This window comes from Pseudomonas sp. ML2-2023-3 (assembly GCF_037055275.1).
Taxonomy (GTDB): Bacteria; Pseudomonadota; Gammaproteobacteria; order Pseudomonadales; family Pseudomonadaceae; genus Aquipseudomonas.
The window spans coordinates 5,188,715-5,200,407 of sequence record NZ_CP146343.1 but is presented as its reverse complement, the minus strand read 5'-3'; the positions used below and the strand labels follow the sequence as shown (position 1 = coordinate 5,200,407).

The window sequence follows — 11,693 nt, the reverse complement described above, 5'->3', positions numbered from 1 at the left end:
TACGCTACCATTCCACCCCTCGGTCAAAAGCCGAAAATAGCTCACATCAACTGGGTTTTTCGTTGCCGTCGGGGGATTGCGGCTAGAAAGGCTTCATTGGTTCGTCAATGGAGCGGATATGAAAGCAGTCATCGCAAAGTCGACACGTCCCAGGTCCAGCCGGTGGAAAGCTCAAGAGGACATAATCGAAGACTGGTTCGTCTGCACAGACAGTGCACACATCTAAACTTCCGGCTACCCGGATGGCCGCTTCCGTCATCGCAGCTTGCTTTGGGTCCCACTCGCGTAGCGAAGCGAACCATTCCGGCGTGTGCGGACGAAGCAGAGTGCGAGGCTCCGGCTCAAGCAGCCCCTTACGCTCAAGCCAAGTAGTTGCCGCCCTAATGCGACGAGCATGTAGCTGTGTCAAAAGCTCGTACAGCTCTATCTTCAGAGCGAAATATTGGCGCGGATGCAATGCGTTCACCGTCACGTAGCCCGCATGGTTCAGGACAAAACGGTTTTGCCCTAACGTCTCGCTTGCCAGCAGCTCTTCACAGTATCTCTGCTTGTACTCCGCACAGCTTTCGGATCCCTCCATGAGGGCGACGTGATACTGCCAAGCATTCCTTTCAAACTCATCCTTCCATAGTTCCAGATACCTTGAATTGCTCAGAGCTTGTACTAGGTGATCATCTGCCTCCTGATGGTCCACTAGGTATGCATCAATGTCGTTGAGTGATTCAATCTCAGAGGACAGCGTTCGGGCTTCCTGAAGCAAGGCATTGATTGAATCCCGCATAGCCTGAACGTGGTCAATATCTTCACGCCAGCGTGCCTCTTCTTCCGCATTGAGATCTCTCAGCACATTAGGAACTTCAAAAAGCGCGGTGCTATTCAGTAACTGCCCTGGATGGCAAAAGTCAGCATCCGGCACTAGGTTTGCACCGGCCCTATGATAAGCCTGCGCGATCAATCGCGAGCAGAACTGCCGCCGACCAGCCACAAAACCAGCCAACACGCTCTTGGCGGCGCCGATCTTGGTGTATCGAGTACCAACCGCAGCTCTGGCGAAGGTGATAACAGAGTGCAGTTGGTCAGTAGTCAGGGGCACAACCGGCCGAAGAACGTGTCCTGCACAGCCTGGCTCAAGTATCAGCCGCTCGAGATTGCGTGCATGAACACCGTCACCAGTAGAATCGATCACACTCGACTTCCCCACACAAATCATAGCGTGAGAGATGTCCGCGCCGATGGCTTTACGGATCGTTTTGCTCATGGGTTTGAATCGCCCCGGGTTCTCTAGACACCTTGCAAGCTCATTGCGTAACGTTTTTCAAACTCTACCGGTGACAGCTGATTGTTGAAACCATGGCGGCGTTTTGCGTTGTAGAACATTTCGATGTAATCAAACACATCACTGCGAGCATCTTCCCGCGTGGTGTAGATTTTTCGCTTGATCCGTTCCCGTTTCAGAAGCTGGAAAAAGCTCTCGGCCACGGCGTTGTCATGACAATTGCCTCGGCGGCTCATGCTGGCAACCAAATTGTTTGCCTTCAAAAAACTGCGCCAATCGGAGCTGCTGTACTGGCTGCCCTGGTCGGAATGAACCATCACCTCTTGTTTCGGTTTTCGCCTCCAAACCGCCATCAATAACGCATCAATGGCCAAATCACTGGTCATCTGCGCCTTCATTGACCAGCCAATGACCTGACGAGAAAACAGATCCAGCACCACCGCCAAATACAACCAACCTTCATACGTACGAATGTAGGTGATGTCGGTGACCCAAATTTTGTTAGGTTCTACGACATCGAACTGGCGCTTCAGTAAATTGGGTGAGGCGACCGCTGGCTTACCGCCGTATTTGCCAGGACGGCGTCGATACCCTGTCTGAGAGCGCAGACCTTCAAGACGCATCAGCCTCGCCACACGATGCCGACCACAAGCTTCACCGACCTCGCGCAGGTCGTCATGGATTTTGCGATAGCCATAAACTCCGCCGCTCTCCAGCCACGAGTGCTTGATCAAACCCAGCAATCGCTGGTCGTCTTTAGCGCGTGCAGATTGCGGCTCAGACAACCAAGCGTAATAACCACTGGGATGGACTTTCAGCGTCAGGCAAAGCCGTCGAATGGAATAGTCGCCCGCGCGCTGCTTGATAAAGGCGTACTTCAGCCGCACTCCTTGGCAAAGTACGCGGCGGCCTTTTTTAAGATGTCTCGCTCTTCAGTGACCCGCTTGAGTTCCGCTCGCAGACGACGCAGTTCAGCGTGCTGATCGTCGTCTTGCTGCCGTTTTGCCTGAGGTTTGCTGTAGCGCTTTATCCAGGCATAGAGGCTATGCGTCGACACGCCAAGACGCGCCGCCACATCAGCGACAGGCAGCTTCTTTTCGGTCACTTGATTGACCGCTTGGATTTTGAATTCTTCGGGATAACGTGGGTTGCTCATGGCACCTCCTGATTGGCCTCAGTTTAAGGCATGGAAGTCTCTACGAAACCCGGGGCGATTCATAGTGAGGCTCCGCAAGGCCAAGACCGTGCGCAGGTTGAGTTGATCGCGCGGGCGCTTTCAGATCGTCAGCAATCGAGGGTGAGTGCCATTGTGCTCCTCGCCCGTGAGACTGGTATGCGCCTGCGCGAAGCGATCCTGGCCGATCTGCCCCGACTGCAACGTGAGGTTCGGCAACTGGGCAAGATCAACATCCAGGATGGCACCAAAGGTGGTCGATCAGGGGCGTCGGCACCGCGCTGGATTACGGCAACGGATCAAGTTCGCGATGCCCTGGGTTGGGCCAGCGCGACCTCACCCAATGGCAGCCGGAATTTGTTGGCGCCCGACGAAAGCTATAAAGACTTTATGCAGGCAGTTGTGCGACCGGCACGGGACATCCTGCATGAGTATGGATTGAAAGGTTTTCATGAGCTGCGGGCGGCCTACGCCTGTGAGCGCTATGAGCAGCTAATCGGCTTTCCTGCACCCGTTAATGGTGGTCGTGTTCATCAAGAGGATCGAGCACTTGATCAACGAGCCCGTAAGCAGATCAGCCATGAGTTGGGACATAACCGCATCGATGTGGTGAGTGCCTACATCGGAGGTCGGCGATGACGTCTGAGTTCGACATAGCGTTGTTTCTGAGCCCTGTGCTCAAAGGTGCGCATGCCACGCGGCAGCGGCACATCAGGCAAGCAGAAAGGATGCACGAGGTGATTCGTGAACGCTGGGGTTGCGCGACTCCCTGGTCCTGGAGAGAAAAGCACGTGAGATGGTTTCTGGAGCACTACCTGCGATGCTCAGCTCCAGCTACCGTCTACTACTACGAGTTAACAGCAGGGTTGATCCGCCTTAGAAAGGCAAAAGCCGTGGTTGCCTGATAGACCTTTAAGCGTGAGCCCCTGAGTATGGGAATGCGGAGCCTTCCCATACTCAGGGGCTTGGCCGAAGAAGCGCTGGCAAGCTCCACTACACGGATGGCATGAACTGTCGCCGTGATGTCAGCGTATCGGCACCACCTTGCGGTCCCTGGTTTGATTGATGGCCGACGCTGACAGGCTGCCGGTAGCCGCTTTCTGGATATGTTCACTCCACCAGGCCATCATCGGGCGCCGACGTTCGATGTAATCCGCCCGGTTGTAGGCGCTCCGAACTTCGTCCTTGTCGACATGCGCGAGCGCGACTTCGATCAGTTCCGGATCCCATCCATGCTCGTTCAGGATTGTGCTGGCCATGGATCGCATGCCGTGGCTGACCAAGCGGTCCTGGAAACCCATCCGCTTCAACGCCATGTTGGCTGTTTGGCTATTCGCGTGGGTGCGCGGGTTTCTATCTGACGGGAACACATATTCCCTGTGGCCGCTATGGGGTTTAAGCGTCTCCAATAATGAGAGTGCATGTTCGGTCAACGGGATTGTATGCGGACGCCGCTTTTTCATTCGCTCCGGAGGGATGGTCCAGATGCGTTTGTCGAAGTCGATATCTGTCCATCGAGTGGTGGCCGCCTCGGCGGGGCGGGTCATGGTATGAAGTTGCCATTCGATCAGGCAGCGGGTCGTCCGCTTGATACTGGCGTTCGCGATTTCCATCATGAGCTCCGGAAGCTCATCAGGTGGCAGCGCGGCCATATTTTCTTTCTTGGGTTTCTTAAATACCGCTCGAATGCCGCTGAGAGGATTGGCAAAGATCATTCCGGAGTTGACCCCGTAGGTCATGATCTCGTTAAGGCGCTGGCTCACTCGCTTAACCGTCTCGAGGCTGCCTTTGGCCTCAATCGGACGAAGCAGCTTGATGACCATCGGGGCACTCACTTCTGATAACGGCGTTGATTTCATGCTCGGAAATACATGCAGCGTGAGTGAACGCCAGATGTCTTCGGCATACGCGGGTGTGACGGAATCCTTTTTCAATTCGAACCAGGCGGTGGCCACATTCTCGAAGGTATGTTCCGTTTCAGCCCGTTTGGTTTCCAGCAGCTCATTGCGCTGAGCTTTGGGGTCGATGCCCTGCGCAAGCAGCTCTCTGGCCTCAACGGTTTTCTTCCTGGCTTGCGCAAGAGAAACCTCGGGATAAGAGCCGAGTGCCATGTTGATTCGATTCTTGGTGACGGGATGCCGGTAGTTGAAATTCCACTGCATCGAGCGATTGACCCTGACTCGCAGCTGGAGCCCGTCGCCATCGGTGAGGACGTAATCCTTGTCTTTCGGTTTGACCGCCTTGAGTTGGCGGTCGGAGAGGCGGGTGGTTTGAGCGCACATGAGAAGTACTCCATGACACCTTTTGGTATTCCCAAGATTAGCGCCGGGTAGCCGGGAATACCATTGGGAATACCAAATCGCCTGGAACTATAACAACCTCGAAAGCCTGCCGCAGCCCTGAAACCCCAGTATTCACTGGGTTTCAGGCACAAAAAAAGACGTCCGTGGACGTCTTTAGATGATGAAGTGGTGGAGCCGGGGGGATTTGAACCCCCGTCCGCCAGTACTCCGCTGTCGGTACTACATGCTTAGCCGTATCTATTAAGTTAACCCTCAGCGACCCGAAGGGCAGGGTGCTTTGGGCGAGTTGTGTAAGTTTTAGCCGATTCGTCCACAACGTACTGCACGGCGATCCTGTTCTATATGACAATCACTTCAGGTTTACAGGCATCCCCTAGTGATTGCTGGACCCGAAGGTACCAGGAGGATGGCTAAGGCAGCTTACGCTGCGAGAGCTTGACCCTCGTAGGTTTCGTCATTGGCAACTATAAGTAGTTGCAACAGTGGATTTACGAGTTCTGTTACCAACTCGGCATGCACCTAGAGTTTCGCAACCGGCGTCGAATCCTAAACGGCCCCGATGCTTGCTGTGTATCCAGCAAGCTTGCGGAGTCTACGCCTTTCTGGCGCAGAAGGCCAACCCAAAGGGGTTACTCACCACCTTTGTTGTTGTTGGAGATGTCCTGGAGCACTTGGGTAGTCAGTGAAATGCAGGCTTGAGTGCCTTCTTTAGTGCCTTTGGATTGTTCTTCCTTGGCCTGGGCTACGGTGCTGTCGATGTTGTCTTGTAAGTCGGAGCTGATTTCTCCAGAGCTGGCTACAGCATCATTGATCTTTTGCAGGTTGATCTGGCAAAGGTCATCTGCCGCAAACACCGGGGAAGCCAACATCACAGCGGAAATAAACAGACCAGCAAGAGCGGTACGCTTCATGGGGAAAACTCCTTGTGCACAGGGTAGGCCCGGTGTTTCCAGGCTCGGTTATATGCCCCAAAGATTGGGGCCTTAAGCCAATTGACTATAGCCACGCTCGGGAGTTCTGCCTGTATTTGGCGAGTTTTTTTGCGTTCGAAAACGGGCGCAGGTGTCGATTGTTTTTGGTGGGAGTGAGCTTGCTCGCGATGCAGATGGCGCGGTGATTCTGCCTGATCGCGCAGATGCCATCGCGAGCAAGCCCGCTCCCACATTTTCAGGCCTGGGCGCTGGTGACGCGGTCCACCAGATAAACCAGGCCGTGGTAATCAATCCCGCCATGCTGGCTCAGGCCAATTTCACAGGTGCGGCTGGTCGAAATCCCTTCGCTGCACTGCTGCACTGCGTCTTTCAAGGTGCGCAGCGAGTAAGCGTTCAGCTCCGGCGTGGTGAAGCCTTTGTCGCCAGCAAAGCCGCAGCAGTGAATGCCTTCCGGGATCACTACGTGGGTGCTGCACAGGCGTGCAATGTCGATCAGTGCCTGGCCTTCGCCCAGGTGCTGGGTGCTGCAGGTGACATGCACGGCTATCGGTGCGGTTTGCGGGGTGAAACTCAACTTATCCACAAGGTGGATGCGAATAAATCGAACGGGGTCGTACAGGTCCAGGCGGGTTTCGCCCAGATCCTGCACCAGACGCAAGGTGCACGGGCTGGTGTCGCAGTAGATCGGATCAAGCCCGCCACGGCTGGCGTGCAGCAATGCCCCGATCAGTTCTTGACGCTTGTGCTCGGCTTGTTCGTTGTATCCCTTGGACGCAAACGGCTGGCCGCAGCACAGGCTGTCCATGTTGTCGGGGAATACCACCTGGTAGCCAGCCTTTTCCAGCAGGCCGCGGGTTTTGTCCAGCAGCGACATTTGTTCGCTGTCGCCTGCTGCCGGGCCCATGACCCGCGAGACGCAGGCGGCCAGATACACGACCCGTGGCCGCTCATCATTGACTGGCGGGCTAAAGCGGATTGCGCGCTCCGGCTGGGGCATGGCGTTGGTCCACAACGGCACGCGGCCCTTGCTGGCTTTGGTCAGTGCTGCCGAAATTTTCCCCAGGCGCGGCGCCCCCAGCATCATGCGTGCGCCATTGGCCACATGCAGGGTGAAGCGTGCGCCTTGCAACGTGGTTGCAAAATGATTGCCCAGCCAGTCGGCGGTTTTCACGCTATGGGCTGTGCGGGCACGCAGTTTTTTCACTAGTTCGCCGGTGTTGATGCCAACCGGGCAACGTTGCGCGCACAACCCTGTCGCTGCGCAGGTATCAATGCCCTGATAGGCGTAGGCTTTTTCCAGTTCGGTGGTGTCGATGCCTGCGCGCTTTTTAGCCTGGATGTCACGCCAGATGACAATTCGCTGGCGGGGGCTGAGGGTCAGTCCTTTGGACGGACACACCGGCTCGCAGAAACCGCATTCGATGCACTTATCCACAATCTCGTCTGCGGCGGGCATCGGCTTGAGGTGTTTGAGGTGGATGTGCGGGTCTTCGCTGAGCACCACGTCCGGGTTGAGAATGCCCTGCGGGTCGAGCAATCGCTTGAGTGCCCACATCAACTGGTAAGCGTCGCTGCCCCATTCCAGCTCGACAAAGGGTGCCATGTTGCGGCCCGTACCGTGTTCGGCCTTGAGCGAGCCGCCGAACTCCACGGCTACCAGCTGCGCCACGTCATCCATAAAGGCCTGGTAACGCGCCACTTCTTCAGGATTATTGAAGCCCTGGGTGAAGACGAAGTGCAGGTTGCCCTCAAGCGCGTGGCCGAAGAGGATCGCTTCGTCGTAGTGGTGCTTGTCGAACAGTTCGATCAGGCGGTTGACGCCGATCGCCAGTTGTTCGACCGGAAAGGTCACGTCTTCGATGATGACCGTGGTGCCGGTTTTACGCACCGCACCGACTGCCGGGAAGGTGTCCTTGCGGATGGCCCACAGCTTGGCGTTCTCGGCGGGGTCTTCGGTGAAGTCGATTTGTTTCTCGACCCGGAAGGTCGACAGCGAGGCCATGATTTGCCCCAGTTGCTCGTGCAGCAACGTCTGAGTTGCTGCGCGAGACTCGATCAGTAGGGCGCAGGCATTGGCCGACAGCTGTTGTACGAAAGCGGGCATGCCCGGTTTGTCCTGTACCGAGCGCAAGCTGCGGCGGTCCAGCAGTTCTACGGCGGAGACGGGCTGGCTCTTGAGCACGGTGACAGCGTTGCAGCAGGTTTCAACGTCCGGGAACACGATCAGCGCCGAAGCCTTGCTCGGGTGGTCGATCACGGTGTCGTAGGTCACTGCGCTGATAAAGCCCAGGGTGCCTTCGCTGCCCACCAGCAGGTGGCTGAGGATGTCCAGCGGGTCATCGAAATCTACCAGGGCGTTAAGCGACAGTCCTGTGGTGTTTTTCAGACGGTATTTATGCCGGATTTTGGCAGCCAGTTCAGTGTTGGCGCGGGTCTCGCGAGCTAAAGTCCCAAGTTGTTCGAGCAGGGGGGCGTGGCTTTGGCGAAAGGCGGCGATGTTGGTCGCATCTTCGGTGTCGACCCGGGTGCCGTCGGCCAATACCACGCGCAGGCCAGCCAGTGTGTGGTAGGTGTTTTGCGCGGTGCCGCAGCACATGCCGCTGGCGTTATTGGCGACGATGCCGCCAATTTTGCAGGCGTTGATCGAGGCCGGGTCGGGGCCGATCTTGCGTCCGAACGGGGCCAGCCAGGCGTTGGCCTGCGCGCCGATGACGCCGGGTTGCAGGCGGATTTGCATGCCCTGGTCGCGAATTTCCCTGGCGTTCCAGTTATCCCCCAGCACGATCAGCACCGAGTCGCTGATGGCCTGGCCTGACAAGCTGGTGCCCGCGGCGCGGAAGGTCACTGACACTTGATCGCGCCGGGCAAGATTCAGCAGTTCGACGACTTCGTCTTCGGACTCAACCCGAATCACCAGCTTGGGAATCAGCCGATAAAAGCTCGCGTCAGTGCCGAAAGCCAGGGTGGAGAGTGGATCGTTGAAGCGGCGGTCTTGCGGTATCAGCCGTTCGGCATCACGCACAAATGCGGCGGGCAGACTCATGCATCCTCCAGAATCAACACGATCAGGTCTTTCGGACCGTGGGCGCCGTAGGCGAGGATTTGTTCGATATCCGCGGTTTTCGACGGACCGGACACCAGCAATGCATTGGTCGGCATGCCCGCTGACCAGTTCATCTCGCGCTGCACCTGATAGAAGTTGTCACGGATTTCACTGGCCTTGAGCAATGCAAAATGCACCGGTGGTACAAGGCTCATCAGCCGGGGTTCTTCAGGGGTAGGCCACATGATCAGGCTGCCGGTGGCGGCAATCGCCCCCAGGGTGGTGCTGAAACTGGCCGGGGTGTCGTTGAACAGTTCGGCCTTCCACTCTTCCACCGGGCGATCGTAGGCCTTGAGCGTTGGCAACGCAGGGTTTTGTGCCCAGTGCGCGGTTACTTTCTGCCCGTGGGGTGTAGTCGGCGCAATCAGCAAACTGGGCAATTGACGGTCGGTGACCAATTGCGCCAGCAGCGCTGGCCATTCTTGCTCAGTGCTGAGGTGGATTTCGGTGTGTACGGCTTCCATCAATTTGCGCAGCTGTGGGATGCGTTGCTCCGGGGTATAGGTCCAGGGCTCTGTCACCAGCACTTCGTCGAAGTTGTCAGGCACCGGTGTGGTGCCAGTCAGACTTTTGCGCAGTTTGTTGAGGATATTCTGTTTAGCGCTCATCACTGGTCTCCCGACTTTTTCGCCAAATGTTCGCGGGCCATGTCGTGCAGCGAACGGGCAGCGGGTTTGGGGGCGCTGTGGTTTTGCGTCCACGGGCCGACATTGCTCGGCGTAAGCCCGCGCAGGCGGGTGGCGGCCTTGAGGAATACGCGGTACAGGGCGGGTGAGCTGTTGAGCTTGGCCCACATGTTCCAGATCAGACGTTCCTTGCGTGAATACTTGCTGCCCTGGCCGCGCATGATGCGGGGAGAGGTATCGGGCGCTTTGACGTTCTCTTCGCGCAGGCGTCGCAGCAATGCCGGGATCGGAATTTTTACCGGACACACTTCGCCACAGGCACCGCACAGCGACGATGCGCTCGGGTGGTCTGGAACTTTGGCCAGGCCAACCATATGCGGGGTGATGATTGCGCCTATAGGACCCGGGTAGACCTCACCGTAGGCATGGCCGCCAATGCGGGTGTAAACCGGGCAGTGGTTCATGCAGGCACCGCAGCGAATGCAGTTCAGGGTCTGGCGCAGTTCACTGTCGGCAAACGCCTGGCTGCGGCCGTTGTCGAGCAGTACCAGGTGCACTTCTTCAGGGCCGTCCAGCTCGCCGGGTTTGCGCGGGCCGGAGATCATGTTGACGTAGGTGGTGATCGGCTGGCCCAGTGCAGAACGGGTCAGCAGCGACACCAGTGGTACAACGTCGCGCAGGTTTTCGACGACTTTCTCGATACCGGTGACTGCAATGTGCACGGGTGGCACGGTGGTCGACATTCGGCCGTTGCCTTCGTTTTCCACCAGCAGCAAGGTGCCGGTTTCGGCGACGGCGAAGTTGACCCCCGACACGCCGATATCAGCTTCGAAGAATTTTTGCCGCAGTACCCTTCGACCGATCTGGATCAGTTGGTCGACGTCTTTGGTGTATTCCACGCCAAGCTTTTCGTGAAACAGGTCGGCCACTTGCCCTGCGTTTTTGTGGATCGCGGGCATGATGATGTGGGACGGTTTTTCGTTGTCCAGTTGAACGATGTACTCACCCATGTCGGACTCAAGGCATTCAATCCCCTGGGCGCCGAGCACGTGGTTCATTTCCATCTCTTCACTGACCATCGACTTGCCTTTGATCACCTGTTTGGCGTCGCGGCGGCGAGCGATGGACATGACGATTTCGTTAGCCTGCTCGACGGTTTCGGCCCAATGCACCTGCACCCCGTTTCGGGTCAGGTTGGCTTCCAGTCGTTCCAGCAGGTCGGGCAGTTTGGAGAGGGCACGGGCGCGGATGGCGTTGCCCAGTGCGCGCAAGTGTTCGCGCTCGTGGGCGTCGCTGAAGGCCACGGCGCGTTTTGTCATCAGGGAATCCATTGCACTGCGAAAGTTGTTTCGCAGTTGCTTGTCACCCAGGGCTTCGTGAGCGCGCTCGCGGAAGTCTTCTTCAACCGCGACGGTGGGAATCAGGGTGCTGGCGTTCATTGCTCACCTCCAGTGCGCTGCCACAGGAAACTGGCCAGATGCTGGCCGCGCAGGGCTTGTTTCTGTTTTTCCAGCGAGCCGTTGATGTTCATCAGGCAGCCGCAGTCGGCGGTGAGCACTTGATGCGCGCCGGTTTCAATCAGGGAGCGGGTCTTGTCGGCGACCATTGCGCCGGAAATATCCGGCATGCGTACGCTGAATGTCCCACCAAAACCGCAGCATTCACTTTCGTGGCTGTGGTCGATGCGTTCCACATTGCTCAGTTGCGCGAGCATTTCGCGGCCGTGCAGGTGTGTGTTCATTTCGCGGCGTGCGGAGCATGAGGTGTGCAGCGCGACCTTGACCGGGGCGCCGTGGTCCTGGAATTGGACCTTGCACACAAACAGCAAAAATTCAGTCAGCTCAAAGGTGCGATCAGCCAGTGCGTGAACCTTTTTCAAGGCTTCGGGCTCGTCTTTGAACAGGTCTTCGTAGTGCTCGCGCAGCATGCCGGCGCAGGAGCCGGACGGCACGACCACCGGGTAATCTTCAGCAAACAGGGCCAGCTGTGAACGTGCCACCTCCCGTGCCTGGTCGGTGTAGCCCGAGGTGTAGGCCGGTTGTCCGCAGCAGCTTTGACCTTGCGGGTAATCGACTTCGATACCTTCGCGCTCGATCAGATGGATGGCGTCCATCCCGGCTTCGGGGAAGAACAGATCGACTACGCAGGTGCCGAACAGATAGACCTTGCGCGGTTTATGCGCAGGGTATTGGCGAGGAGTTGGCAGGGGTGGGGCGACGCGGGTCGCATTCGGCACGGCATTGTAGAAAAGCTCGCTCATCAGGCGTCTCCGGGTGGTC

Annotated in this window: 9 protein-coding genes, 1 other RNA gene and 1 pseudogene; 2 read left to right on the top strand and 9 right to left on the bottom strand. The window is 57.4% G+C overall.

The genetic code is table 11. The features are described 5' to 3' along the window. Nucleotides 1-82: 82 nt before the first annotated feature. Together V6P94_RS24050 and V6P94_RS24045 are read right to left on the bottom strand one after the other, a co-directional pair. Nucleotides 83-1,258, bottom strand: coding sequence for a hypothetical protein (locus V6P94_RS24050; protein WP_338648824.1), 1,176 nt, complete (start codon nt 1,256-1,258; stop codon nt 83-85). A 23-nt stretch (nt 1,259-1,281) separates the two neighbouring features. Continuing rightward, nucleotides 1,282-2,432 (bottom strand): IS3 family transposase gene (locus V6P94_RS24045; RefSeq protein ID WP_338647729.1). Its coding sequence is split into 2 segments (ribosomal slippage): nt 1,282-2,198 and nt 2,198-2,432, totalling 1,152 coding nucleotides; the frame shifts between segments, so codons are not numbered across the junction. Between the two features lie 63 nt (nt 2,433-2,495). On the opposite strand from V6P94_RS24045, the pseudogene V6P94_RS24040 reads away from it, so the two are divergent. Further along, nucleotides 2,496-3,089 (top strand): annotated as a pseudogene (locus tag V6P94_RS24040) (integrase domain-containing protein); the annotation flags it as partial. Then, nucleotides 3,086-3,355: a hypothetical protein gene (locus V6P94_RS24035; protein ID WP_338648823.1), complete on the top strand. Its 270-nt coding sequence runs from the start codon at nt 3,086-3,088 to the stop codon at nt 3,353-3,355. The pseudogene V6P94_RS24040 and the gene V6P94_RS24035, both read left to right, overlap by 4 nt. A 120-nt stretch (nt 3,356-3,475) precedes the next feature. Here the strand turns inward: V6P94_RS24035 and V6P94_RS24030 are convergent, their stop codons facing one another. From V6P94_RS24030 to V6P94_RS24000, 7 genes are all read right to left on the bottom strand, one after another. Beyond that, on the bottom strand, nt 3,476-4,732 hold the full coding sequence (locus tag V6P94_RS24030; protein WP_034133711.1) for an integrase domain-containing protein: 1,257 nt from the start codon (nt 4,730-4,732) through the stop codon (nt 3,476-3,478). 187 nt (nt 4,733-4,919) lie between these two features. Further along, nucleotides 4,920-5,311, bottom strand: a transfer-messenger RNA (tmRNA) gene (gene ssrA / locus V6P94_RS24025). 71 nt (nt 5,312-5,382) lie between these two features. Then, nucleotides 5,383-5,664, bottom strand: coding sequence for a hypothetical protein (locus tag V6P94_RS24020; protein WP_133078319.1), 282 nt, complete (start codon nt 5,662-5,664; stop codon nt 5,383-5,385). A 256-nt stretch (nt 5,665-5,920) separates the two neighbouring features. After that, entirely contained in the window at nt 5,921-8,728 is a 2,808-nt protein-coding gene (locus V6P94_RS24015; protein ID WP_338648822.1) for an FAD-binding and (Fe-S)-binding domain-containing protein, read from the bottom strand. Then, nucleotides 8,725-9,396 (bottom strand): lactate utilization protein, encoded by a 672-nt coding sequence (locus V6P94_RS24010; RefSeq protein ID WP_326397326.1) that lies wholly within the window; start codon nt 9,394-9,396, stop codon nt 8,725-8,727. Before V6P94_RS24010 ends, V6P94_RS24015 begins: the two co-directional genes overlap by 4 nt. Next, entirely contained in the window at nt 9,396-10,853 is a 1,458-nt protein-coding gene (locus V6P94_RS24005; protein ID WP_219262430.1) for a LutB/LldF family L-lactate oxidation iron-sulfur protein, read from the bottom strand. Before V6P94_RS24005 ends, V6P94_RS24010 begins: the two co-directional genes overlap by 1 nt. Beyond that, on the bottom strand, nt 10,850-11,674 hold the full coding sequence (locus tag V6P94_RS24000; RefSeq protein ID WP_326397328.1) for a (Fe-S)-binding protein: 825 nt from the start codon (nt 11,672-11,674) through the stop codon (nt 10,850-10,852). Before V6P94_RS24000 ends, V6P94_RS24005 begins: the two co-directional genes overlap by 4 nt. Between the last annotated feature and the right edge of the window lie 19 nt (nt 11,675-11,693).